This window comes from Paraburkholderia sp. SIMBA_053 (genome assembly GCF_046534895.1).
GTDB classification, from domain to species: domain Bacteria; phylum Pseudomonadota; class Gammaproteobacteria; order Burkholderiales; family Burkholderiaceae; genus Paraburkholderia; species Paraburkholderia caledonica.
The window spans coordinates 497798-522202 of the sequence record NZ_JAWRXU010000003.1; the positions used below are offsets into that span (position 1 = coordinate 497798).

General features: G+C 62.0%; 22 protein-coding genes. 8 read left to right on the top strand and 14 right to left on the bottom strand.

The genetic code is table 11. The features are described from left to right. Positions 1-53: 53 nt before the first annotated feature. Positions 54-1472: a DUF72 domain-containing protein gene (locus tag SB753_RS14315; protein WP_410800470.1), complete on the top strand. Its 1419-nt coding sequence runs from the start codon at positions 54-56 to the stop codon at positions 1470-1472. Here SB753_RS14315 and msrA read toward each other — a convergent pair. Next, positions 1459-2007, bottom strand: a complete 549-nt coding sequence (msrA, locus tag SB753_RS14320) for a peptide-methionine (S)-S-oxide reductase MsrA (protein WP_020069179.1) — start codon at positions 2005-2007, stop codon at positions 1459-1461. The genes SB753_RS14315 and msrA overlap by 14 nt on opposite strands. Before the next feature lie 255 nt (positions 2008-2262). Here msrA and SB753_RS14325 point away from each other — a divergent pair, with 255 nt between their 5' ends. After that, positions 2263-2772 (top strand): flavin reductase family protein, encoded by a 510-nt coding sequence (locus SB753_RS14325; protein WP_027804823.1) that lies wholly within the window; start codon positions 2263-2265, stop codon positions 2770-2772. A 42-nt stretch (positions 2773-2814) separates the two neighbouring features. Here SB753_RS14325 and SB753_RS14330 read toward each other — a convergent pair whose 3' ends face one another. Beyond that, entirely contained in the window at positions 2815-3330 is a 516-nt protein-coding gene (locus SB753_RS14330) for an Lrp/AsnC family transcriptional regulator (protein WP_020069181.1), read from the bottom strand. Between the two features lie 129 nt (positions 3331-3459). On the opposite strand from SB753_RS14330, the gene kynB reads away from it, so the two are divergent. From kynB to kynA, 3 genes are read left to right on the top strand one after another with little or no spacing between them, the layout of a single operon-like run. Next, positions 3460-4098 carry an arylformamidase gene (kynB, locus tag SB753_RS14335; protein WP_088175677.1) on the top strand — a complete coding sequence of 213 codons (639 nt, stop codon included), beginning with the start codon at positions 3460-3462 and terminating at the stop codon, positions 4096-4098. 37 nt (positions 4099-4135) lie between these two features. Further along, a complete protein-coding gene (gene kynU, locus SB753_RS14340; protein WP_410800471.1) occupies positions 4136-5386 on the top strand; it encodes a kynureninase in 1251 nt (416 codons plus the stop codon). 10 nt (positions 5387-5396) lie between these two features. Next, the gene (gene kynA, locus SB753_RS14345; protein ID WP_410800472.1) at positions 5397-6338 is read left to right on the top strand and encodes a tryptophan 2,3-dioxygenase; all 942 of its coding nucleotides are present in this window, start codon (positions 5397-5399) and stop codon (positions 6336-6338) included. 109 nt (positions 6339-6447) lie between these two features. Here the strand turns inward: kynA and SB753_RS14350 are convergent, their stop codons facing one another. From SB753_RS14350 to SB753_RS14380, 7 genes are all read right to left on the bottom strand, one after another. Then, the gene (locus tag SB753_RS14350) at positions 6448-7185 is read right to left on the bottom strand and encodes an SDR family oxidoreductase (RefSeq protein WP_214877802.1); all 738 of its coding nucleotides are present in this window, start codon (positions 7183-7185) and stop codon (positions 6448-6450) included. Further along, complete coding sequence (locus tag SB753_RS14355) at positions 7182-8726, bottom strand: FGGY-family carbohydrate kinase (protein ID WP_310067596.1); 1545 nt, start codon at positions 8724-8726, stop codon at positions 7182-7184. The genes SB753_RS14350 and SB753_RS14355 overlap by 4 nt, the downstream gene beginning before the upstream one ends. 46 nt (positions 8727-8772) lie before the next feature. Continuing rightward, positions 8773-9870: an alcohol dehydrogenase catalytic domain-containing protein gene (locus SB753_RS14360; protein WP_410800473.1), complete on the bottom strand. Its 1098-nt coding sequence runs from the start codon at positions 9868-9870 to the stop codon at positions 8773-8775. Between the two features lie 43 nt (positions 9871-9913). Continuing rightward, positions 9914-10921, bottom strand: coding sequence for an ABC transporter permease (locus tag SB753_RS14365; RefSeq protein WP_020069188.1), 1008 nt, complete (start codon positions 10919-10921; stop codon positions 9914-9916). Continuing rightward, entirely contained in the window at positions 10908-12428 is a 1521-nt protein-coding gene (locus tag SB753_RS14370) for a sugar ABC transporter ATP-binding protein (protein WP_410800474.1), read from the bottom strand. Before SB753_RS14370 ends, SB753_RS14365 begins: the two co-directional genes overlap by 14 nt. 64 nt (positions 12429-12492) lie before the next feature. After that, on the bottom strand, positions 12493-13446 hold the full coding sequence (locus SB753_RS14375) for an ABC transporter substrate-binding protein (RefSeq protein WP_088175683.1): 954 nt from the start codon (positions 13444-13446) through the stop codon (positions 12493-12495). 123 nt (positions 13447-13569) lie between these two features. Beyond that, positions 13570-14550 (bottom strand): AraC family transcriptional regulator, encoded by a 981-nt coding sequence (locus SB753_RS14380; RefSeq protein ID WP_088175684.1) that lies wholly within the window; start codon positions 14548-14550, stop codon positions 13570-13572. Positions 14551-14921: 371 nt separating this feature from the next. Here SB753_RS14380 and dalD point away from each other — a divergent pair, with 371 nt between their 5' ends. The 3 genes from dalD (at position 14922) to SB753_RS14395 (ending at position 18968) form a co-directional block, all read left to right on the top strand. Next, positions 14922-16334, top strand: a complete 1413-nt coding sequence (dalD, locus tag SB753_RS14385) for a D-arabinitol 4-dehydrogenase (RefSeq protein WP_410800475.1) — start codon at positions 14922-14924, stop codon at positions 16332-16334. Positions 16335-16449: 115 nt separating this feature from the next. Continuing rightward, complete coding sequence (gene xylB, locus SB753_RS14390; protein ID WP_020069193.1) at positions 16450-17931, top strand: xylulokinase; 1482 nt, start codon at positions 16450-16452, stop codon at positions 17929-17931. Positions 17932-18020: 89 nt separating this feature from the next. Next, on the top strand, positions 18021-18968 hold the full coding sequence (locus SB753_RS14395) for a sugar-binding transcriptional regulator (RefSeq protein WP_131320114.1): 948 nt from the start codon (positions 18021-18023) through the stop codon (positions 18966-18968). 114 nt (positions 18969-19082) lie between these two features. Here SB753_RS14395 and SB753_RS14400 read toward each other — a convergent pair whose 3' ends face one another. From SB753_RS14400 to SB753_RS14420, 5 genes are all read right to left on the bottom strand, one after another. Then, entirely contained in the window at positions 19083-20192 is a 1110-nt protein-coding gene (locus SB753_RS14400; RefSeq protein ID WP_288825263.1) for an ABC transporter ATP-binding protein, read from the bottom strand. Positions 20193-20341: 149 nt separating this feature from the next. Then, positions 20342-21043 carry an HAD family hydrolase gene (locus tag SB753_RS14405; RefSeq protein WP_020069196.1) on the bottom strand — a complete coding sequence of 234 codons (702 nt, stop codon included), beginning with the start codon at positions 21041-21043 and terminating at the stop codon, positions 20342-20344. After that, positions 21040-21873, bottom strand: a complete 834-nt coding sequence (locus tag SB753_RS14410) for a carbohydrate ABC transporter permease (RefSeq protein WP_410800529.1) — start codon at positions 21871-21873, stop codon at positions 21040-21042. Before SB753_RS14410 ends, SB753_RS14405 begins: the two co-directional genes overlap by 4 nt. A 38-nt stretch (positions 21874-21911) precedes the next feature. Further along, positions 21912-22847, bottom strand: coding sequence for a carbohydrate ABC transporter permease (locus tag SB753_RS14415; protein WP_410800476.1), 936 nt, complete (start codon positions 22845-22847; stop codon positions 21912-21914). A 189-nt stretch (positions 22848-23036) separates the two neighbouring features. Then, positions 23037-24359 (bottom strand): ABC transporter substrate-binding protein, encoded by a 1323-nt coding sequence (locus SB753_RS14420; RefSeq protein WP_020069199.1) that lies wholly within the window; start codon positions 24357-24359, stop codon positions 23037-23039. Positions 24360-24405 lie beyond the last annotated feature (46 nt).

A 24405-nucleotide genomic window follows, 5' to 3' on the forward strand; every position in this document is an offset into this window, starting at 1 on the left:
GTGCACCAGCGTGCCGCCGCGGCGCAAACTACTGAACAGCAGGTCGAATCTCGATGGGCCAGAGCGGGACAAGCGAAGTGGAACAGGCGCCGGGCGAGCCGGAAGCGTCACTCCAGGCGGACGTGCAAAGCGAAGCGGTACAGTTCGATCTATTCGGAATGCCGGTGGAACCGGCGGTCGCATTGGCGGTTGCGTCGGCGGAAACCGACGCGCGCGCGAAGTCCTCGCGCACTGTGTCCGGCGATCCATTGCCGCTCGCGCAAGAGGCCGCCTCCCAGTCTCCGGCCGCCAACTCCGCCCCCGTGTCGAAGCCCGCGAGCCGGCGCGGTGCGCGCGAGAAAGCCGCCGCCGCGTCGCTCTGGCAGCAGGACGAGCAGCAGGATCGGCTGCAGGACCGGCTGCAGGACGAAGCGCCGACATCCGCCGCTGCAAACCCGCCGCCAGCCGATACGCCAAAGAAGCGGCGCACGAAGGAAATCCTCGCCGCCCCGCCCTCACCGGAGGTGCTCGCACTCGCCGCGCAACTACCGCCGCACGTGCACCTCGGCACATCGACATGGTCGTTTCCCGGCTGGAACGGCATTGTGTACGGCGATGAGTACAGCAACAGCAAGCTCTCGCGCGACGGCCTCACCGCTTACGGCGCGCATCCGTTGCTGAAGACAGTCAGCATCGACCGGTCGTTCTATCAGGCGCTCACGGTCACCGAATATCTGCGCTACGCGCAGCAGGTGCCCGAGCATTTCCGCTTTATCGTGAAAGCGCCGATGACGATCACCGACGCAACCGTGCGCGCCGAACGCGGCGAGCCGGTGTCGCTGAACCCATGCTTTCTCAACGCGCAGATGGCGATCGACGACTTCGTCACGCCGTGTCTGGAAGGTCTCGGCGAAAAGGCCGGAGCGCTGGTGTTCCAGCTGTCGCCGCTGCCCGACCAGATGCTCGCGCAGCCGGCCGCGTTCATAGAACGGCTCGGCGACTTCCTCATGGCGTTGCCGAAGCTGCCGCAAGGCACCTGCTATGCAATCGAAATCCGCGACGCTAGTCTGCTCACGCCGCGCTTCATTCGTACGCTCAAAGCGGCGGGCGTGCGCTACTGCGTGGGCATCCATGCGCGGATGCCCGACCCTCTGCGGCAGGCCGCGGCGCTCGCGCTGCTGGACGGCGAACCGGCCGGGCCGCTAATCGTTCGCTGGAGCTTGCATGGCGGCTTCAAGTACGAGCAGGCGAAGGCGAAGTACGAGCCGTTCGACCGGCTCGTCGACCAGGACCCGGCGACGCGCGCGTCGCTCGCCGAACTGGCCGCGCGTTATGCGCTTGCCGGACAGCCGGTGGTGATCGCGGTCAACAACAAGGCTGAAGGCTCAGCGCCGCTCAGTTGTGTGGAACTGGCGCGCGAGATCGTCGAAGCCTGTGCGCGGCTTGCACACGAGCACGAAGATCTCGGCGCACTCCCCGTCAGCTCGCCTTGATGCGGTGCGCGAACTTCTGACGGAACTTCGCGACCTTCGGCGCGACCACGAAGGAGCAGTAGCCCTGATTGGGATGTTGCGCAAAATAGTTCTGATGATAGGCCTCGGCAGGCCAGTAGTTGCCGTCGAGCGGCAGTACCTGCGTGACGATCTGGCCGTCGTAGATGCCCTGCTCGCCGATCTCGCGGATTGCCTGCAAAGCCGTCTCGCGCTGCGCGTCGGAGTGCGTGAAGATCACTGAGCGATATTGCGTGCCCACGTCGTTACCTTGACGGTTCAACTGTGTCGGATCGTGGATCGCGAAGAAAATATCCAGAATCTCGCGATAGCCGATCTTTGCCGGATCGAAGTCCACCTTGACGACTTCGGCGTGGCCCGTTGCGCCGTCGCACACCTGTTCATATGTCGGACGCTGCGTCTCGCCGCCTGCATAGCCCGACTCCACGGAGTTCACTCCCTCGACGCCCAGATAGACCGCTTCGAGGCACCAGAAACACCCGCCACCCAAGGTGGCGACTTCGCCTGTCTGACTCATGCTGCTCGCTCCTTCAAGCTCGTGATCGGCCTATGCCGCTTCCGCTTCGCCATAGCGCTTATGGTGCCGGCGCAGTGTTCAGCTTAGCGGGTTTTGCGATGCGCCGTTCTGTGTCCGGCCGGTGCATCGCGATTGCAGTTAAAATTGGGGCAAATCGACGATTTTCACTATGACTTTCGAATTATCTGTTTCCCGCTGTGCGGGCAAGCGCTTTAACGCGGCCTCCCGCCCACGTGCATCCACGGCCTGCGCACAATGAAGCGAGCCAGCCCGCCCAACTTCGACCAGGCCGCCTTCCGGCAGGCGCTCAGCCAGTTTGCTACCGGCGTCACCGTGATCACAACGCGTGCGGCGTCAGGGCAGTTGATCGGCATCACCGCCAGTTCGTTTAATTCGGTTTCGCTCGACCCGCCCCTAGTGCTGTGGAGCCTCGCAACGCGCTCGGCGTCCATGCCGGTGTTCCGCACGAACAGCCATTACGTCGTCAATGTGCTGGCCTCGTCGCAACTGGATCTATGCAAGCGCTTTGCCACGGTCAAAGGCGATCGGTTCGAAGGCGTATCGCACGCGGCGGGCGACACGGGCATGCCGGTACTCGACGGCGCGCTAGCCTGGTTCGAGTGCCACAACCGCAGCCGTTACGAAGAAGGCGACCACGTGATTTTCGTCGGCGAGGTGGAGCGTTGCGGCGTGCATGAGAATGCGGCGGAGATCGCGCCGCTCGTGTTTCAGAACGGCCAGTTTCACGGGCTCAAACCGCTGTAACCGTTTTTAGCGCCCGCAACGGCGCCAACGCGAGGCAGCGCCTCAACGGTCGTTGTGCGGCGCGCCGTGCCCGCCGGTTTTCGTGACCAGCGACACCGGCACGCCCGAATCTTCCTTCAAAGTCTGCAGCACGATATTCGAGCGAATATCCATCACCCCCGGCGCCTTGTAGAGACGCTCCAGGACGAAATCCGAATAGTGCTTGAGGTTGTGCGCAAGAACGCGCAGCAGGTAATGCGTCTCCCCCGTCACGACGAAGGCGCCGACCACTTCCGGCCAATCGCGCAGCGCATCCGCAAAGCGCTCATGCCAGTTCTGCTGGTCATTGCGCATCGACACCTGCACGAACGCTTCCAGTTCGAACCCCAACACCTCGCGGTTCAGACACGCGCGGTAGTGCTCGATGACACCCTGCTCTTCGAGTAGACGCAAGCGCCGCAGGCATGCCGACGGCGACAGCGAGATGCGCTCCGCGAGATCGAGATTGCTGATTCGTCCTTCTTGCTGGAGCACCGCCAAAATACGGCAATCGGTGGCGTCGAGCGAGATCGCGTTCATATTCGGTCTCCCTTTCCCATTTGTCTCAAATTATGTTCCAAGACACGGCTCGGAAGGTGATTTTTTCGCAATCACATTTCGCGGTCAGACACCTATCATTCCCTATAGACATCAACCGCAGATGGAGACATGCAGACACTCTGGGACATCACCCCCGCCGTCGATACGGCAACGCCGGTCTGGCCTGGCGACACCCCCGTTGGCATCGAGCGCGTCTGGCGAATCGAGGCCGGGTCGCCTGTAAACGTCGCACGCCTGACTCTCTCGCCGCACACCGGCGCCCATACCGACGCCCCCTTGCACTACGACGCAGCAGGCGCCGCGATTGGCCATGTACCGCTCGACATCTACCTCGGACGATGCCGCGTGATTCATTGCATCGGCGCCTCGCCTGTTGTGACGCCACAACACCTGGATGGTTTGCAGGGCGACTTGCCACCGCGAGTCTTACTACGAACTTACAGAAATGCGCCGACTGCGGCGTGGGACAGCGGCTTCTGCGCCGTCGCGCCTGAGACGATCGACCTGCTGGCGGCGAACGGCGTGAAGCTGATCGGCATCGACACGCCTTCGCTCGATCCACAGGAATCGAAAACGATGGACGCGCATCACCGCGTTCGCGCGCACGGCATGGCCATTCTTGAAGGCATCGTGCTCGACGACGTCGCTCCCGGCGAATACGAGCTGATCGCGCTGCCGCTGAAACTGACCACGCTCGACGCAAGCCCCGTGCGCGCAGTGCTCCGCGCGCTCCCAGACGCGCACTGATTGTTGAATCCGCATCATCCGACTGAACGAGACCACCATGAAACACCGCGAAGAAGCATTGGCGCTCGATAGCGCCGACCCGCTCGCGACATTACGCGACCAGTTCGCGTTGTCGGCGACCACTATTTACCTCGACGGCAATTCGCTGGGTGTGCCGCCCGCCGCAGCGGCGCAACGCGCACAAACCGTGATCGCCGCCGAATGGGGCGAGGGTTTGATCCGCAGCTGGAACGCCGCCGGCTGGTTCGCGTTGCCGCGGCGCCTCGGCAACAAGCTTGCGCCGTTAATCGGCGCGGCTGAAAACGAAGTGGTCGTCACCGATACGATTTCGATCAATCTGTTCAAGCTGCTGTCGGCCGCGCTGCGGCTCGCGAACGCACGCGACCCGAAGCGCCGCGTGATCGTCTCGGAGCGCTCTAACTTTCCGACGGACCTTTACATCGCGCAGGGCTTGATCGAGCAGCTCGACCGCGGCTATGAACTTCGACTCGTCGACGACCCGTCCGAATTGCCCGAGGCGATCGGCGAAGACACCGCAATCGCGATGATCACGCACGTCAACTATCGCACCGGCTACATGCACGACATGGCCGAGTTGACCAGACTGATCCACGACAAGGGCGCGCTGGCGCTGTGGGATCTCGCACATTCGGCCGGCGCTGTGCCGGTCGATCTGAACGGCGTGGGTGCCGACTATGCAGTCGGTTGCACGTACAAATACCTGAACGGCGGCCCTGGCTCGCCCGCATTCGTCTGGGTGCCGCAGCGCCATCAGAACGAGTTTGCGCAACCGCTCTCCGGCTGGTGGGGGCATCGCGCGCCGTTCAAAATGGACCCCGCGTATCAGCCCGATGACGGCATTGGCCGCTTTCTGTGCGGCACGCAGCCAATGGTCTCGATGGCGCTCGTCGAATGCGGACTCGATGTTTTCCTGCAGACCGACATGCAGGCGATTCGCCGCAAGTCGCTCGCGCTGACCGATCTGTTCATCGAACTGGTCGAGACACGTTGCAACGAATTTCCGTTGAAACTCGTCACGCCGCGCGCACACTCACAGCGCGGCTCGCATGCGAGCTTCGAACATCCGCATGGTTACGAGGTCATGCAGGCGTTGATTGCGCGCGGCGTGATCGGCGATTATCGCGAGCCGCACGTATTGCGCTTCGGCTTCACGCCGCTGTATACGCGCTTCGTCGATGTATGGGACGCCGTCGAAACGTTGCGCGAGGTGCTCGTTCGCGAGACCTGGCGAGCACCCGAATTCGCCGCGCGCGGCGCGGTGACCTGAGGAGCGCGCGATGAACGATCACATGCAAACGCCGGGCTTGCCCGAAGAAAAACCTGCGCAAGGTTGCCCGTTCGGTCATGGGCGCGCTGCGTCCGCTTCCGCTGAAGCGCCGGCTATAAACGCTGCTTCAGCCGATGGCTGGCACGACGCACAACTCGACTTCTCCGAGTCGATGAGTTACGGCGATTACCTCTCGCTCGGCACGGTGCTGGATGCGCAACATCCCTTGTCGCCCGATCACAACGAGATGCTGTTCATCATTCAGCATCAGACAAGCGAACTGTGGATGAAGCTCGCGCTCTACGAGTTGCGCGCCGCGCTGGGCGCTGTGCATCGCGACGAATTGCCTCCGGCGTTCAAGATGCTTGCCCGCGTCTCGCGGATCATGGAGCAACTGGTGCAAGCCTGGAGCGTACTTGCAACGATGACGCCTTCCGAATACACGTCGATGCGTCCTTATCTGGGCAGTTCGTCGGGGTTTCAGTCTTACCAGTATCGGCAGATCGAGTTTCTGCTTGGCAACAAGAACGAGCAGATGCTAAAGCCGCATGCGCACCGTGCTGAAGTGCTCGCCGAGGTGAAGGCGTCTCTCGAGTCCCCGTCCTTCTACGATGAAGTAGTGAAGCTGCTGGCGCGTCGCGGCTTTGCGATCTCGCCTTCGCGGCTCACGCGCGACTGGACGCAGCCGACGGTTCATGATGCTTCCGTTGAAGCGGCCTGGCTGGAGGTTTATCGCAATCCTTCGAAGCACTGGGAGTTGTACGAGATGGCCGAAGAACTGGTCGATCTCGAGGATGCTTTCCGGCAGTGGCGGTTCAGGCATGTGACTACGGTCGAGCGGATTATTGGATTCAAGCAGGGCACGGGCGGGACCAGTGGGGCGCCGTATCTGCGCAAAATGCTCGACGTGGTGCTGTTTCCTGAGCTTTGGCATGTCAGAACTATGTTGTAGTTGTGTTGTAGGCGCTGTGCGCTGCCTCGCACGGGGCAGCGCTCATAAACCACGGTGACATCAAGGAACGGCCAAGGGTTGAAGAACAACAATTGCCACGAGCCCCCAATCACCTCGCAGTAAATCCCCCATCGACAGCCAACGAAACCCCACTCACCATAGAAGCCGCATCGCTCAACAAGAACGCCACGACCGAAGCCACTTCAGCGGGTTCGGCGAACCGTCCGAGTGGAATAGCCTTGAGAGCAGGTTCGCGCTTCACAGGATCGCTCCAGGCCTGCACGGCCATAGGTGTCAACGTCACAGTGGGATTAACGCTATTCGCGCGAATTCCGAACGGCCCCAATTCGATACACAAGGCCCGCGTCACCGCATCCATTGCCGCTTTCGAAGCCGAATAGCTCAGATGATCGTCGAGCGCGACGAGCGCCGCCTGACTCGACACGTTGACGATGCTGCCAGCCCGCTTCGCCTCGATCATTCCTCGCGCCACATGCTTCGCAACCAGCACTGCGCCGCGCGTGTTCACTGCCATCACGCGATCGAAACTCGCGGCCGTGGTATCCACTGCCCGTTCGAGCAACGCGATTCCTGCGCAATTCACGAGACCGTCGAAGGGACCGAGCGACGCAAACGCATCGTCGATTGCAGCTTCATCGCTTACATCGAGCATCAACGGCTCGCAGCCGGTCTCTTCGGCGAGGCGCGCAAGCTCGCTGACGTTGCGCGCCGCCGCCACCACGTTCGCGCCGCAAGCGCACAACATCTCGACCGTCGCGCGGCCGATTCCGCTCGAAGCGCCCGTCACCAGTATCGAGCGGCCAGAAAAATCGAAAGTAGCATTCATGATGTTTGCAAGCGATGCATGACCGGCTTCAATGCCGGATAGAGATCCGTGTAGATACCGAAGCGCTGTTCATAGAGCGCCATTCGCGCGGCGTCCGGTTGCGCACGCTCGACCAGCGTGACCCATCCTCCCTGCGCCGCTTCCTGCGAAATCAGTCCGACGCCCAGCGCCGCGAGCAATGCGGCGCCCATGGCCGCCTCCACTTCCTGCTCGATGGTGTAGACCGGATAGCCGGTGATGTCGGCGATGATCTGCATCCACAAGTCGGAATGCGCCGCGCCGCCGACCACCACCAGCTTGTCTTCCAGCGACTGCGCGCCTTTGCGGCCTGCCTCTATGTTGTGCTTCAACGCGAAAGACACGCCCTCCAGTACCGCGCGATAAAGATGCGCGCGCGTATGGAACAGACTCAGCCCGACGAATGCGCCGCTCGCCTTTGCGTCCCAGACCGGACTGCGTTCGCCCATCAGATACGGCAAAAACATCACGCCGTCGGACCCCGCCGGCACCTTCGCGGCGTTGTCTTCAAGCAGCCGATGCGGATCGCCATGAGGCGTCGCGCGCGCGGCTTCGATCTCCGCGTGGCAGAACTGATCGCGATACCAGGTCACGGACGCCCCCGCGGTGATCGCACCGCCGAATACATAAATGTCGCGCTGGCCGTTGAAAACGTGAGGCATGCTGATCAATCCGTGGCGGGCGTCCACTGTCTGATTGATGTATCCCCAGCACATGCTCGTGCCGATCATCGCCACATGCTGCCCCGCGCGGCTCACGCCGGCCGCGAACGTTGCGACGGCTGCGTCCACACCGCCCGCGACGATCGCCGTGCCTGCGGCGAGTCCCAATTCTTCGGTCCACTGCGACAGCAGGCTGCCGACGACTTCGGACGATTCAACGAGGCGCTCCGGCATCATCGTTGCGGGAATGCCGAGCATGTCGAGCGCCTCGTCCGACCAGTCGCGCTTCGCAATGTCGTAAATGCCGCCGATATTGCCCGCGGAACTGTGGTCGACGGCAATCTCGCCGGTCAGCATGTAGATCACATACGCATTCGGCGGAAGAAAATAACGTGTTTGCGCCCATACGTCCGGCTCGTGATCGCGCAGCCACAACATCTTCGTGTAGCCGTAATAGCTGTCCACGCCGTTGCCGGTGATCGTATAAAGCCGATCGAGGTCGACGTTGTTGCGCACCCACTCGACCTGATCGGTCGCACGCCGGTCCATCCATATCAGGCACGGATAGAGCGGGCGCATATCGCTGTCGACAGGAATGCCCGAGCCGCCATACAGGCTGCTCACGCACACGGCCTTGATCGAGTTTGCCGCGACGCCCGCCTCCTGTGCCTTGCGAACGCACGCGGCAATGCATTCCGTGACCGCCTTGAACCACACGGCGGGCCACTGTTCCGCCCATAGCGGCCTGGGCGTATCCGGCTGATAGCTCGACGCATGATGCGCGACGATGGCGCCATGCTGGTCCACGAGCAGCGCCTTCGTGCTCTGCGTGCCGATATCCACGCCGATGACGTAATCCATACAGTCTCCGTTTATATGCCGCTCCGGTTTCCGCCCAGGCGCAGGCTCAGGCGCGCGGCTTCATGAGTACTTTGATCGAATCGAGCGAATTGGCGATCTTGATCGCCTCATCCCATTCTTCCAGCGAAAAGCCGTGCGTGACAATCCCTTTCGACGTAACGAGCCCGCGCGCGAGCAGATCGATCGCAATCGGATAGCAATACGGCCCGAGATGCGCGCCGCGCACATCGAGTTCCTTGCGATCGCCGATCACCGACCAGTCGAGCGTAGTATCCGCGCCAAACACCGAGAACTCGACAAAGCGCCCGAGCTTGCGGATCAGATCCATGCCCTGATTCACGCCGATCGGCGCACCGGTCGTTTCAATATATACGTCGCAGCCGTAGCCGTCGGTAAGCGAATGGATGATCGCGAGCGCGTCGTCAGTTTTTGGATTGATCGTGACATCCGCGCCGTATTCGCGCGCAAGCGCGAGGCGCTCTTCCACGAGGTCGATCACCACGAGCTTCTTCGGCGTCTTCAGATGCGCGACTTGCGTCATCATCAATCCGAGCGGCCCCGCGCCGGCAATCACGACGACGTCGTCCAGCTGCAACTCGCCGCGATTGACGGTGTGAATCGCGCACGCGAGCGGCTCGATGATCGCAGCTTCTTCGAGTGAGATACCGTCGGGAATCTTGTGGACGATCGCGGTCGGCGGAATACGCATGTACTCGGCCATGCCGCCGTCCGCGACTTCGCGCTGGAACCCGAAGATGTTGTGCACTTCGCACATCCAGTATTGGCCCGACTTGCAATAGCGGCACTTTGCGCACGGCACGATCTGTTCCGCGATCACACGGTCGCCGACCTTGACGCCGAAATGCTCGGCCGCGCCGTCTCCGAGTTCCTGCACGAAGCCGAAGAACTCGTGCCCTGGAATCACTGGCGCCTTGACCCAGGGGCTTGGACCGCCCCAGAACATCTTCGCGCCCGAATGGCATTTGCAGTCGCTCGCGCAGATGCCGCACGCGGCGATACGGATCACCAGTTCGTGCGCTCCCGCACGCGGTTTCGCTACCTGTTCCACGCGATAGTCCTTCGGTGCGTGGCAAACAATCGCGGTCATGTTCTGCTGGTCGGATGAAGTAGATTGATTCGTCATTGCAAATCCTGCCTGAAGTGGAGATCAGATGGAAATTCGAGCCTTACTTTCTACGGTCACGGCTGATGTAAATCGCGAGCAGAATGATTCCGCCCTTGATCACGTTCTGCACATACGGATTCACGCCGACCATGTTCAGCCCGTTGTTCAACACGCCGAGCAGCAGCGCGCCGATCAACGTGCCGATGATCGAGCCGCGTCCGCCGGAAATCGAAGTGCCGCCCATTACCACGGCGGCAATGGCGTCGAGTTCGAAGCCCACGCCCGCATTCGGCTGGCCGCTCATCAAACGTGCGGTCAATACGATGGCGGCGAACGAGGACGTCAAACCTGCGATCGTGTAGACGATCAGCTTCACGCGCGCCACGCGCACGCCGGATAGACGCGTCGCCTGTTCATTGCCGCCGATGGCATACACGTAGCGGCCAAACGGCATGCGCTCCAGCAACACCCACGCGATGACATAGATCACCGCCATGATCACGACCGGCGCCTGAATGCCGAGAATCTTGCCGCTGCCGAAAAAGCTGACCCAGTCGGGCAAACCGTCGATCGGATAGCCGCCTGTGTAGATCAGCGCCAGACCGCGCGCGATGCCCATGGTGGCGAGCGTCACGATGATCGGCGGCATGCCGGCGAACGCGACGAAGAAACCGTTGGCCGCGCCGAATCCGAGGCCGACCGCAACGCCCACCGCCAACGCAGCAAGCGCATTCATGCCGGCCACCATCAAACCGGCGGCGAGCGTGCCGGCCAGCGCCATCACGGAGCCCACGGACAGATCGATGCCGCCAGTCAGAATCACGCACGTCATGCCGACCGCGATGATTGCGTTGATCGACACCTGGCGCAGCACGTTCTCGATGTTGGCGCCCGAGAGGAAGCTATCGCTCGCGAACACCATGACGATGCAGACAACGAGCAAGCCGATGAACGGATAGAACAGCGTGGAGCGCTTCAACGCGGCCCATGTAAAGCGCACCGGCGCGCCGGGCGTGTCACTACTGACAGTCGATGTTTTCGGCGAAGAAGAAGGATTAGGCGTGTTCATGCTGGGCTCCACGAGTGCCGGCGGTTGCATAGGTCATCACGGCGTTAGAGTCGATCTGGTCGCCTTCGAGCAGTGCTTCGATGCGACCCTGGCGGAACACGGCGACGCGGTCGCACATGCCGACGATCTCCGGTAGTTCGGACGAAATCATGATGATCGAATAGCCGCGCGCAGTGAGTTCGCGCATCAGCAAATAGATCTCCGCCTTCGCGCCGACGTCGATACCGCGCGTCGGTTCGTCGAAGATCAGGATGTTGGTGTGATGGTTTAGCCAACGCGCAATCACCACTTTCTGCTGGTTGCCACCCGAGAGCGTCGCGACTTCGGTGTGCATGGTCGGCGCTTTCACACCCACGCGCTTCATGATGTCTGCGGTGGCGCGCGCTTCGCTGCGCTGATCGATGAAGAACCGCAGCGAGCGATACTTGCCGAGGTTGTTGATCGAGATGTTCTGCTTGATCGAGAAGTCCGTAATCAGCCCTTCCGTCTTGCGGCTTTCAGGAAGAATCCCCACGCCCGCGCGCAGCGCGTCGGCCGGATCGGACAGATTCGCAGCCTCGCCGTTGATGCGAATCTCCTTCACATAAGCCGGATCCGCACCGATCACGGCGAGCGCGGTTTCGGTACGGCCCGAACCGACCAGTCCGGCGAAGCCGAGAATCTCGCCTTCGCGCAGCGTGAATTGCAGCATCGGGCTGTCTTTCAGCAGCTGCAGCTTCTGCACGTCCAGCACGATTTTCGCGTCGGGTCGCAACGGCGGCTTTGGCGGAAAGCTGCTTTCGATGCGGCGCCCCACCATCATCTCGACGAGGCGGCCCACGTCGGACTGCGCAACTTCTGTCATGCCGACATACTGGCCGTCGCGCAACACCGTGATGCGGTCGCATACTTCGAAAATTTCCTCGAGGTGGTGAGAGATGAAAATCATCGCCACGCCCTGCTTTTTCAGGTCGCGCATGATTGCAAAGAGATGCTCCGCTTCGGCAGGCGTGAGCGTCGCAGTCGGCTCATCGAGAATAAGGATGCGCGCTTCGAGCGACAACGCCTTGCCGATTTCGACGAATTGCTGCTGCGCGACCGAGAGCTCGCGAATAGGCACCGACAGGTCGATCGAAACGCCAAGCCGCCCGAAAATTTCCGCAGCCACGCGGCGCATCCCGCCTCGATTGAGCAGGCCCAGGCCATTCCTCATTTCGCGGCCCAGGAACATGTTCTCCACGGCGTTCAAATACGGAATCAGACTGAATTCCTGAAATACGATGCCGACGCCCGCAGCCACCGCATCGTGATAGTTCGCGAAGTGGCGCGGCTCGCCTTCGATCGTGATCGTGCCTTCGTCCGGCTGATAAATGCCGCACAAGATTTTCATCAACGTCGATTTGCCCGCGCCGTTCTCACCGAGCAGCGCATGAATCTCGCCGCGTGCGATCTCGAGGTGAATGCCTTGCAACGCTTTCACGCCGGGAAAGCTCTTGGTGATGTTGTCGAGCTTGAGTATCGTGTCCATCGGGTGCTCCATCACTGCCCGCCGCCGCGCATCAGGAATCGAAGCGCGGCAGCGGGCATTCGGCTTACCAGCTAAAACCCTTGGCATTGCTCTTGTCGATCATCTTCACGTCGACGGGAATCGCTTTCGGCACATTGGCGCCCCACTTCTTCGCGTACGCGATGCCCAGTGCGATACGCACCTGGTCAGCAGGAAATTGCGCAGACGTCTCGACGAATTTCGAATTCGGCTTCTGAATTGCGGCAATCGCTTCGGGCGCACCGTCGACGCTCGTCAGCTTGATGTCTTTACCCGACGACTCGATCGCCGATAACGCGCCCATCGAGCCGCCGTCATTCACGCTGAACACGCCCTTCAGATTCGGATGCGCCTGGATCATGTTTTCGGTCACCGAGAGCGCCGTCGCGCGTTCCTGCTTGCCGTTCTGCGTATCCACGAGCTTTACGCCGGGCGACTTCGCAAGCGCGGCCTTGCAGCCGCGCACGCGCTCGAGAATCGGCACGACCGGAATGCCGTCGAGAATCGCCACTTCGCCGCTGCCGCCGATCGACTTCGACAGATACTCGCAGGCCATCTGTCCAGCGTCGAAGTTCTTGGAGCCGACGAACGAGTCGACCGGACCATTAGCGTTCGCATCCACCGCGACGACCACGACGCCCGCTTTCTTCGCCGACGTCACCGCCGATTGAATGCCGGTCGAATCGGTCGGATTCACGAGCAGAATGTCGATCTTCTTCTGCAGCATGTCTTCGACGTCGCTCACCTGTTTGCTCACGTCGTGATGCGCGTCGGTCACGATCACCGTTGCGCCGGTCGACGCGGCCGCGTCGTTGAGCGCCTTCTGCATCGTCACGAAGTACGGGTTATTCAGTTCCTGAAACGTCATGCCGATCTTTAGCGGCGCTGCCTGCGCGGCAGGCGACGCGATCATGGACAGGCTGAATGCGAGGCTCGCGAACAACGCGCCGCGCCGCGCGAAAGTATTCAACGATGCGTGTTTGAAGGTGGTTTGCGTCATGGTTGTCTCCGTTCTTGAAGTGAGCACGTCCGTCACGCTGCCGTCGGGCAGCGCGATACGTGTTGAAACACAGGTGAAGCAGAACGCCTTGCTGGCAAGCGAGGCGTATGAACAACGTAGGCGTTACGTTGGCGGATACGCAGAGGCGGCAGGACGCGGCAGACCCGGCGCGAGCACGATGGCGGGCGCATCGTCGATGCCCGCGCCACGCGCCGCGGCTTCTTCGGATGCATCGCGGCTCGCGTCGTTCAGTTGCTGATAGCGGCGGAACCTCGAAGGCGCCATGCCTTTCACCGAGAGAAACTGCCGGTTGAAATTCGACAGGTTGTTAAAGCCCGCTTTGAAGCAGATGTCGGTGACGCTGAGCTCGCTATCGGTGAGCAACTGACATGCGAGATTGATGCGCATGCGGTTCACGTATTGCACGAACGGCAAGCCCGTATGCCGGCGGAAATAACGCGAAAAGGCGCTCACGCTCTGACCGGCCAGTTGTGCGAGATCCGATTCCCGCAACTCGTTCGCGAGGTTCTTGCCGATATAGGAGAGCACATGATTGATGCGCGTCGATGCAAAGCCCGTTGAGTCGGCCTGATACGCGGGACTCGCAAGCGTCTCGCGATCTTCTGCGCCCATCAGGATTTCGAGCATCGACATGAAAAGCACGAGACGGCGCAGCCCGCGCGCCGCCAGCAATTCGAGGAAGAGCGGCTGGATCGCGGCGCTCGTGCGGGCGCCGAACGACACGCCGCGGCGCGAGTCGGCGAGCAGCGCCTCGACCTGACGCCACTCGGGGAAACTTTCGAGGCAGCTCGACACGAACTCCTGGCCGAACTGCACGACGAGATTGCGCTGCGCGATGCTCTCGCCTTCGGGCACGTCGCTCACCCAGTTGTGCGGCAGGTTCGGGCCCATCAACACGAGGTTGCCGGGCGCGAAGCTGCTGATGTGATCGCCGACGAACATCTTTCCCGTGGTCGCCACGATCAGATGAATCTCGTACTCCGGGTGAAAGTGCCAGCGTACCGTGCGATACGGATAGCCGTGCGACCACACTTTGAACGACTCGTCGCGGCGTACGGCCACGATCTCCAGATCGGGTTGCACTGTCTGCCTCCATGATGCGGCTCACAAGGATGCCGCTCGTCTTCTTCGTGTACAGCGAAAAGTAGCCTCCAAACGCGTAAGCCACCACTAAAAATGAGACTGCGGACCGATACTTTTTTGCATTCGGGTAAGTCCTGGCGGGTTCAACGTCAAGAATGATGCAATGCAAAAACGTGCGACGAAGCGCGTCACCCGGACATTCAACGTGTCAGGCGACTATGCTGCGCCGCGCTGCGCCACGAAAACCCTGTGCAGCCGCCTTGACTTTCATTTCGCCGGGTACGATCATTCGCTCACATACAGAGCAAATGCTCTAACTGAAGAAAAGACGCGCGCGACAAGCCGCGCGAGCCAGATACATGGAGACGCACATGAGCAGCGGGCAAGATAGCGGCGCGGCCGCACACGTAATCCTGCATATCGGCGCGGGATCGTTTCATCGCGCGCATCAGGCGTGGTATCTCCACAGGTTGAACGAAGCGAATCTGCCGGGCGAACCGCACTGGTCGCTCACCGTGGGCAATATCCGCAGCGACATGAACGCGGTGCTCGAAGCGCTCGCAGCACAAGATGGCGTCTATACACTCGAAACCGTCACGCCTCAGGGTGAACGCGCGTACGAGACGATCCGCTCGATCGAGCGCGTCGTGCCGTGGACCGAAAGCCTCGACGCGCTGATCGAAGCCGGTGCCGATCCGGCCTGCAAGATCATCTCGTTCACGGTGACCGAAGGCGGCTACTACCTCGACGAACATGACCAGCTCGACACGGCCAACCCCGATCTCTCGACCGACCTCAAAGGCGGACATACCACCATCTACGGCGCGCTCGCGGCGATTCTCGAAGCGCGCATGAAAAACGGCGCGGGTCCGGTCACGCTGCAAACCTGTGACAACCTGCGGCGCAACGGCGAGCGTTTTCATGCGGGCATGAGCGCGTTTCTCGAACTACGCGGCGCGGGCGAACTGGCGCAATGGTTCGACGACAATACCGCGTGTCCAAGCTCGATGGTCGACCGCATCACGCCGCGCCCGACACCTGACGTGAGAGAACGTGTGAAGGCCGCGACGGGCGTGGACGACGCGTGCCCGGTAATGGGCGAAGCGTTCATTCAATGGGTGATCGAAGAGCGCTTCATAGCGGGCCGTCCGGCATGGGAGAAAGTCAGTGCGGAACTGGTCGATTCGGTACTGCCGTACGAAGAAGCGAAGATCCGCATACTCAACGCGACGCATAGCTGCATCGCGTGGGCCGGGACGCTGGTCGGCCTGAACTACATCCACGAAGGCACACAAGACGCAGACATTCGCAAGTTCGCGTTCGACTACGTGACCGAAGACGTGATTCCCTGCCTGTCGCCGAGTCCGCTCGACCTGGAGCGTTATCGCGATGTCGTGCTCGAACGCTTCGGCAATCCTTATATCCAGGACACCAACCAGCGCGTCGCCGCCGACGGCTTTTCCAAACTGCCTGGCTTCATCGCGCCGACGCTCGCCGAATGTTTCGAGCGCGGCGTAACGCCCGCAGCCACCGCGATGCTGCCAGCACTCTTCTTCCGCTTCCTGGAGCGCTGGCAGGCGGGCACGCTGCCTTACACGTATCAGGACGGCGTGATGGACGAGCGCGTCGCGCGCGGCTTCTTCGCCGCGCCCGATCCTTTGCAGGCATTCGCGGCAGATCGCCTGCTGTGGGGCAGCATGGCGCAAACGCCGGAGCTGGAATCTGCTTTGGCCGGTGCATTGGCGCGTGTCGACGTCTGGCTCGCCAAACGCGCGCACGCTTAAGAAGCACCGTACATCCACGTTCGAATTCACGCGCGGTGCCAGGCTTAATGCGCATGGCACCGCGCGCCGTGTGCGGCTAAAGTAGCGCATCTCTAACGACGAAGGTTTTCCGCCCATGTATCTCGGCATCGACCTCGGCACGTCCGAAGTGAAAGTCCTGCTGCTCGCCTCCAACGGACGCGTGATCGGCACCGCGGGCTCTCCGTTCACGGTTTCGCGTCCGCATCAACGCTGGGCGGAACAGAATCCCGAAGACTGGTGGGCCGGCACGCAGAGTGCGCTCGCCGCATTGCGCGCGAAACATCCGGACGAGTTCGCCCAGATTCGCGGCATTGGCCTTTCCGGGCAGATGCACGGCGCCGTGCTGCTGGATGCCGAAGACCGCGTGCTGCGGCCCGCGATTCTCTGGAACGACATGCGCAGCGACAAGGAGTGCGCCGAGCTCACGGAACGCGCGCCCGACCTGCATAGCGTCGCAGGCAATCTCGCCATGCCGGGTTTCACCGCGCCGAAACTGTTGTGGGTCGCGCGTCACGAACCCGACATCTTTGCACGCACTGCCTGTGTGCTTCTACCGAAAGACTACCTGCGTTTGCAGCTGACAGGCGGCAAGGTCTCAGATCCGTCGGATGCAGCCGGCACGCTGTGGCTCGACGTCGCAAAACGCGACTGGTCCGATTCGCTGCTTGCAGCGTGCAACATGACACGCGCGCAGATGCCGAGCCTCGCCGAAGGCAGTGCGCCGTCCGGCACGTTGTTGCCGGAACTCGCGCGCGAATACGGTCTGGCCGACGGCGTGATCGTCGCGGCGGGCGGCGGCGACAACGCAACCAGCGCAATCGGCATCGGCGCGACGCAGCCGGGCGACGGTTTCGTATCGCTCGGCACGTCTGGCGTATTGTGCGTGGTCGGCGACAGCTTCCGGCCGAATCCTGCTTCCGCTGTGCACGCGTTCTGCCACGCGATTCCAGACCGCTGGCATCAGATGAGCGTGGTCTTGTCGGCGGCAAGCTGTTTGCGTTGGGTGTGCAAGCTCACCTCGACCGACGAACCCACTCTGCTCGCTGAAATAGAAGCACTGCCCGCAGAAGCGCTCACCACCGCACCGCTCTTCTTGCCGTACCTGTCCGGCGAGCGCACGCCGCACAACGACCCGTATGCGCAGGGCGTGTTCTTCGGCATGAACCACGCAACGGATCGTGCGCTGCTCGGCTACGCGGTGCTCGAAGGCGTGACACTCGCACTCACCGACGGTCTCGACGCGCTGCGCGCAGCCGGCACCGAAGCAAAGGCGCTGTCGCTGCTCGGCGGCGGCGCACGCAGCGACTACTGGGCACAGTTGCTCGCCGACGCGCTCGACACCGCCACGCGCAAGCATGGCGGCGGCGAGACGGGTGCGGCGCTCGGCGCGGCGCGTCTCGGCTGGCTCGCGGCGGGCGGCGATCCGGCGACCGTGCTCAGCAAACCGCCGATCGAAAAGGAGTTCACGCCGAACCCGCGCCGCCACGCTGAATTGCGGACGCGACTCGATGCATATCGTGCGCTGTACCGTCATGTGCGGCCGCTATTCGACCCCGCGCGCGAGCGGCTCGCCTGAACGCATAGCAACAGCGCAAACCGCAACCGGCGGCGCCTGAAGGCAAGCGCCGGCTGCCACTATCGGCGCCCTTCAAGCGAATCGTCACCGTGCCCAAGTCCACAGAAAAACTAGATCTTGCTACTCGCGCCGCGTGGCTCTACTACGTCGCGGGCAATACCCAGAACGAGATCGCCGAGAAGCTGCAGGTGTCGCGCCCGGTCGCGCAACGGCTCGTCGCGTTCGCGGTGGAAAAAAATCTGATCCGCGTACGTGTCGATCACCAGTTGGCGGACTGTTTGTCGCTCGCCGATCAGCTGTCGAAACGCTACGGTCTCGCCATGTGCGAGGTGGTGCCGATCGACAGCGACACGCCCGATGAAGTCGATCGCAAACTCGCGGTCGCGGGCGCGCAGGTCATGGAACGTTACCTCGCCGAAGAAAAACCGATGGTGGTCGCGGTGAGCAGCGGCCGGACACTCAAAGCCGCGGTCGATCAGATCGCGCAGCTAGACCGTCCGCAGCATCGGCTGGTGTCGATGGTCGGGGCCATCGCTCAGGACGGCTCCTCGAACCGCTATGACGTCGCGCTGCACATTTCGGAGAAGACCGGAGGCAAGCATTTTCTGCTGCCCGCGCCGTTGATTGCCGATACCGAGGCCGAACGCGCGCAGTGGTGCAATCACCGGCTCTATCGGATCGTCGAATCGCTATCGGCGCAGGCTGACGTCGCGTTCGTCGGCATCGGCAATATTGGGCCGAAATGCCCGCTGCACGAGGACGGCTTCATTACGTCGGCGGAAGTGAAGGAACTGATGCAGAACGGCGCGGTGGCCGAAATGCTCGGACTGCCCATCGACGCAGCCGGTGCCCGCGTCGAATCGCCGACTGGCCGGCGCGTCACCAGCATCGACATCGATTCGCCCCCGCTGCGGCCGACCATTGGTTTCGCGGGCGGCAAGCGCAAGCGTGAAGCACTGATCGCAGTGCTCAAGGGTGGCTGGCTGTCGGGGCTCGTTACCGACGAACTGTGCGCGCGGGCGGCTCTCGAAGCTTAAAGAGCGCCCAGCACGTTTGAGCGGGGCGTTCGCTTGAGCGCGGCCCCACACGCGCAGGCCACTGCGCCGTTGAAACAAACAGCGGGAAGGCCGCACTCGCGCCTTCCCGCCACGTCAAGCCGCCAATACTTCGACGATCTTGCGCTGGAACGCCTTGCCTTCGCTATCGAACAGATGGCAATGCTCGGGCGTCGCGCCGAGCTTTTGCGTCTCGCCCTTCGCATGACGTTCAAGCGGCGGAATGCGTGCAATCAGACCGTCCGGCGCGACGCTCGACTCCGCGTACAGATACGCGGCGTCGCCGAGCGATTCGACGGCCATCGTGCGGGCCGATACACCGTCGTCCGTCATACCGACATGCAAGTGCTCGGGGCGGATGCCCACCGTCACTTTGTCGCCCTGCTTGACCGCGCCAGGCTCTACCGCGACGCGTTGCGTCTCGCCGGTTTCATAGCGCACCGTCACGCCGTCGTGCGTGACCGATTGCACGACGCCTTCCATGAAATTCATTTTTGGCGAGCCGATGAAACCCGCGACGAAACGATTGGCCGGCGCGTGATACAACATGGTCGGGCTGCCGACCTGTTCGAGATTGCCCGCAGACAGCACGACGATCTTGTCGGCGAGCGTCATCGCTTCGACCTGATCGTGCGTCACGTAGATCATCGTGGTCTTCAGTTCGTCATGCAGGCGCGCAAATTCCAGCCGCATTTTCACGCGCAACGCGGCGTCGAGATTCGACAGCGGTTCGTCGAACAGAAACACTTTCGGCTTGCGGGTGATCGCGCGGCCGATTGCGACGCGCTGCCGCTGACCGCCCGATAGCTGCTTGGGCTTACGGTCCAATAGATGATCGATATGCAGAATCTTCGCGGCGTTGCGCACGGCCGCGTCGATCTCCGGCTTCTTCGTGCCGGCGAGCTTCAGGCCGAACGCCATGTTGTCGTACAGCGTCATGTGCGGATACAGCGCGTACGACTGGAACACCATCGCAATACCGCGCTTCGCAGGCGGCACGTCGTTCATGCGCGTGCCGTCGATGGTGAGGTCGCCGCCGCTGATATCTTCGAGGCCGGCGATCATCCGCATCAGCGTCGATTTACCGCAACCGCTCGGACCTACGAACACGACGAATTCGCCGTCCGCGATGTCGAGGTTGATGTCGCGCATCACTTCGGTGTCGTCGTAGGCCTTCCGGATATTGCGCAGAGTTACGCTTGCCATGATGTGTCTCCGTGTAATGCTGTGTGTTGCTCGTGTGTTGCCACGTTGCGTTTGCGCTTGCGTTTGCGTTTGCGCTTGCGTTGCGTTTGCGCGTTGCCAGCTTTGCTGGTCGCACGGTCGTCGTGCATCGTGCGCCGAGCCGCCCGCGCTTACGGCGCCGCGGCCGTCGCGCTCAACGTCCACTGCGCGACCAGTTCCGGCAATTGATGCATGTCGTCGAATACATGCCGGGCACCGGCCGCATGCAGTTTGTCGATTTGCGCGTCGCTCGCATGACCGCCGCCAATGAATCCCAGCACCGTCATTCCTGCCGCGCTCGCCGCCGTGACGCCGGTCACGCTGTCTTCGACCACGAGGCATGCAGACGGCGCGAGCCGCAAACCTTCCGCCGCGGCCAGATAGACGTCGGGTGCGGGCTTCGGATTGGGCACGCTATCGGCGCAAAACAGACGGTCGCCGAAAAATCTCACGAGTCCCGTACGCGCAAGAACAGTCTGCACGTAAGGCCGAAAACTATTGCTCGCGCAGCCTTTGATGAGCGGGACCTGCGCCAGCGCCTGCTCGATGCCCTGCACGGCCGGCGCCTGCATCGCCGCCGCTTCCACGGAGCGGCGAATCGCGTCGATGTCGTCAAGACCGAGGCTTTTGCCGAGTTGCATCGCCGTGCCTTCCAGCACTTTTTCGATGCGCAACCCAAGTAACGGCAGCACGACCGGTTCGATATCCGCGCCCGGCCAGCGCGCTTCGAGCTCATGCACGAGCATGCGCGCAGCCACCGCTTCGCTGTCGATCAATACACCGTCGCAATCGCAGATCAGCGCGAAATTTCCTGCACTGGTGCCTGCCGTCATTTGACCGCCCCGAACGTGAGGCCGCGCACGAGTTGCTTCTGCGAGAGCCAGCCGACGATCAGGATCGGCGCCACCGCAAGCAGCGAAGCCGCGGACAGCTTGGCCCAGAATAAGCCTTCAGGACTGGAGTACGACGCGATGAAAACCGTGAGCGGCGCTGCGTTGGAACTCGACAGGTTGATGCTCCAGAATGCTTCGTTCCACGAAAGGATCACGAGCAGTAGCGCGGTGGAAGCGAGCCCCGGCAGCGCCATCGGCATCAGCAGATAGACGATTTCCTGCCAGGTCGCCGCGCCGTCGATACGGCCCGCTTCCAGAATGTCGCGTGGAATTTCGGCGAAGTACGTGAAAGACATCCACACCGCAATCGGCAGATTGATCAGCGTATAGACGATCACGAGACCGGAAACCGTATCGAGCAAGCCGCTGTTTTTCCACAGCAGATAGATCGGCACGAGAACACCGACCGACGGCATCATCTTGGTCGAGAGCATCCACAGCAGCACTTTTTGCGTGCGACGCGTCGGGAAAAACGCCATTGCGTAGGCGGCCGGTACCGCGAGAATCAGGCACAGCACCGTCACGCCGACCGAGATCAGGATCGAATTCCACGCGAACGAAAAGTAATTGCTGCGCGCGAATACCTCGCGGAAGCTGTCGAACGTCGGCGTAAAAAATAGCGACGACGAGTACGCCTGCTGTTCCGTCTTGAATGCGGTGATCGTCATCCAGAAGATCGGGAAGAACAACAGCAGCGCGACAAACCAGGCGAGCGCGCCGGGAATGCCGCGACGGATCGCGGCGAACGGCGACTTCGTCGGCACGGTCATGGGCGCCGTGGTCGACGCCGGAGTAGAGGCAACCTGGCTCATTTTTCGTACTCCCCTTTGAGGTTCTTCGCGAGCATCCGCACGAGGAAGAACGACACGATATTGGCCAGCACGACAGCGAGAATGCCGCCCGCCGAGGCGAGACCGACGTCGAACTGTTGAAGGCCGAGCGAATAGATCAGGTACGACAGGTTGGTGGTCGCAGTGCCGGGACCGCCGCCGGTCGTCGTATAGATTTCAGCAAAGATGGACAGCAGGAAAATCGTCTCCATCATCACCACCACGGCAATCGCACGTTTCAGGTGTGGCAGCGTGATGTAGAAGAACATGGAGAATGGACCCGCTCCGTCGATGCGCGCCGCTTCCTTCTGCTCCTGATCGAGCGACTGGATCGCCGTGAAGAGAATCAGAAACGCGAACGGCAGCCATTGCCACGCGACGATCATGATGACCGCAGTCAACGGATACTCGGCGAACCAGTCGATCGGCTGCAGGCCGATCGCGCGCATGCCGCTCGCGACGAGGCCGTAGACCGGATGCAGGATCATGTTCTTCCAGATCAGCGCGCTGACCGTAGGCATTACGAAGAACGGCGCGATGGCCAGCAGCCGCGCGACGCCCTGTCCGTAGAACTTGCGGTCGAACAGGATCGCCATCAGCACGCCGCCGACCACGGTGATCACGAGCACCGACACGATCAGTTGCAACGTATGGCCGATCGACGGGCCGAACGACGGATCGCTGGCGAGAAACTGATAGTTGTCGAAGCCGGCGAACCCCTTCACGTCGGGATTCAGCAGGTTGTAGCGCGAGAACGAGAACCAGATCGTCATCGCGAGCGGAATCGTCATCCACAGCAACAGCACCGCGACCGACGGCGACACGAGCCAGCGCGCGGAATTGGCTTTGCGGACTTCGCGTTCTTTTTCTGTCTGGGGATGGGCATGCATGAGAGGCAGGCGCAGAGGACGCATGATTGACCACCTGTTCGGTAATGCGCGGGCGGCACGGACCGCATGAATCGCCATTTCGCTATGAAGACGAGGCGGCGTTGCGGCGTATGCGCGGCCGTGACGGCCCGCTGTGCTGCGTGAGCCGGCTGACGGGCGTCAGCCGGCACGCGCCACGTAACTCCAGTGGCGAGCTTTCCGATCTACTCTTCGTTACTTCTGATACCCGGCCTGCTTCACCGCGCGATCCGCGGTGGCCTGGCCTGCCGCCAGCGCCTGGTCGACCGTCATCTGACCGGCAATTGCGCCGGAGATGCTTTGACCGACCACGGTGCCGAACGACTGGAATTCAGGTATCCCAACGAATTGCACACCGGTGTACGGCACGGGCTTCGCCGTCGGATGCTCCGGATCAGCCGTTTCGATCGCCTTGAGCACGAAGTCGCCGAACGGCGCGGCCTGCTTGTACTCGGGGCGTGCGTACGTCGATTGGCGCGTTCCGGGCGGCACTGACGCCCAGCCTTCATCTTTCGCGACGAGCTCGATGTACTGCTTCGACGTAGCCCACGTGATGAACTTCTTCGCTGCGTCAGCCTGCTTGGAGGACTTCGGAATCGCCAACGCCCACGCCCACAGCCAGTGCGAACCCTTCGGTGTAACCGCGATTGGCGCCGCGGCAAAACCGACCTTGTCCGCGATCTGCGACTGCTGTTTGTTGTACAGCATGCCCGCGGCCACCGTCGCGTCGATCCACATTGCGCACTTGCCCGAGGACATCAGCGTCAGGTTTTCGTTGAAGCCGTTCGAGCTCGCTCCCGGCGGGCCGTTCTTCTTCAACAGATCGACATAGAACGTGATCGCCTTCTTCCATTCCGGCGAAGTGAGTTGCGCATGCCACTTTTCGTCGAACCAGCGGCCGCCGAACGTGTTCACCACGGTCGTGCCATACGCCATGTTTTCGCCCCAGCCCGCCTTGCCGCGCAAGCAGATGCCGTACATGCCGTTGGCTTTGTCGGTGAGCTTGTCGGCGAATTGCGCGATCTGGTCGTAGGTCGGCTGATCCGGCATTTTCAGGCCCTTCGCCGCAAACAGGTCCTTGCGGTAATACGTCATCGAGCTTTCGACGTAAAACGGCAGCGCATACAACTGGCCGCCGGCAGAGAGGCCGTCGCGGGCCGTCTTCACGACGTCGTTCAGATCGTAATCGGCGGGCAGGTTCGTGAGCGGCGTGAGCCAGCCGCGCTTGCCCCACTGCGGTGTTTCGTATGCGCCGATCGTCATCACGTCGAACTGGCCGCTGCCGGTGGTGATGTCCGTCGTGGCGCGCTGACGCAGCACGTTTTCTTCGAGAATCACCCAGTTCAGCTTGATGTCCGGATTCGCCTTTTCGAATTCGGGCGACAGCTTCTTCAGCTCGATCATGTCCGGATTGTTCAGCGTCGCGATCGTCACCGTGGCCGCCGACGCACTCAGCGCGAAGCATGCAGCGGCGCCTGCGCTAACCGCCTTGAGCGCGGATTTGAGGGCTGGTTTCATGTCTGTTGTCTCCTTTCTCGTGCGTTATGTGATGCTGCGTTTGTTC

Coding starts and splice junctions, on each gene's coding strand:
- SB753_RS14315 (WP_410800470.1), top strand. CDS start 54: ATGGGCCAGAGCGGGACAAGCGAAGTGGAACAGGCGCCGGGCGAGCCG.
- msrA (WP_020069179.1), bottom strand. CDS start 2,007: ATGAGTCAGACAGGCGAAGTCGCCACCTTGGGTGGCGGGTGTTTCTGG.
- SB753_RS14325 (WP_027804823.1), top strand. CDS start 2,263: ATGAAGCGAGCCAGCCCGCCCAACTTCGACCAGGCCGCCTTCCGGCAG.
- SB753_RS14330 (WP_020069181.1), bottom strand. CDS start 3,330: ATGAACGCGATCTCGCTCGACGCCACCGATTGCCGTATTTTGGCGGTG.
- kynB (WP_088175677.1), top strand. CDS start 3,460: ATGCAGACACTCTGGGACATCACCCCCGCCGTCGATACGGCAACGCCG.
- kynU (WP_410800471.1), top strand. CDS start 4,136: ATGAAACACCGCGAAGAAGCATTGGCGCTCGATAGCGCCGACCCGCTC.
- kynA (WP_410800472.1), top strand. CDS start 5,397: ATGAACGATCACATGCAAACGCCGGGCTTGCCCGAAGAAAAACCTGCG.
- SB753_RS14350 (WP_214877802.1), bottom strand. CDS start 7,185: ATGAATGCTACTTTCGATTTTTCTGGCCGCTCGATACTGGTGACGGGC.
- SB753_RS14355 (WP_310067596.1), bottom strand. CDS start 8,726: ATGGATTACGTCATCGGCGTGGATATCGGCACGCAGAGCACGAAGGCG.
- SB753_RS14360 (WP_410800473.1), bottom strand. CDS start 9,870: ATGACGAATCAATCTACTTCATCCGACCAGCAGAACATGACCGCGATT.
- SB753_RS14365 (WP_020069188.1), bottom strand. CDS start 10,921: ATGAACACGCCTAATCCTTCTTCTTCGCCGAAAACATCGACTGTCAGT.
- SB753_RS14370 (WP_410800474.1), bottom strand. CDS start 12,428: ATGGACACGATACTCAAGCTCGACAACATCACCAAGAGCTTTCCCGGC.
- SB753_RS14375 (WP_088175683.1), bottom strand. CDS start 13,446: ATGACGCAAACCACCTTCAAACACGCATCGTTGAATACTTTCGCGCGG.
- dalD (WP_410800475.1), top strand. CDS start 14,922: ATGAGCAGCGGGCAAGATAGCGGCGCGGCCGCACACGTAATCCTGCAT.
- xylB (WP_020069193.1), top strand. CDS start 16,450: ATGTATCTCGGCATCGACCTCGGCACGTCCGAAGTGAAAGTCCTGCTG.
- SB753_RS14400 (WP_288825263.1), bottom strand. CDS start 20,192: ATGGCAAGCGTAACTCTGCGCAATATCCGGAAGGCCTACGACGACACC.
- SB753_RS14405 (WP_020069196.1), bottom strand. CDS start 21,043: ATGACGGCAGGCACCAGTGCAGGAAATTTCGCGCTGATCTGCGATTGC.
- SB753_RS14410 (WP_410800529.1), bottom strand. CDS start 21,873: ATGACCGTGCCGACGAAGTCGCCGTTCGCCGCGATCCGTCGCGGCATT.
- SB753_RS14415 (WP_410800476.1), bottom strand. CDS start 22,847: ATGCGTCCTCTGCGCCTGCCTCTCATGCATGCCCATCCCCAGACAGAA.
- SB753_RS14420 (WP_020069199.1), bottom strand. CDS start 24,359: ATGAAACCAGCCCTCAAATCCGCGCTCAAGGCGGTTAGCGCAGGCGCC.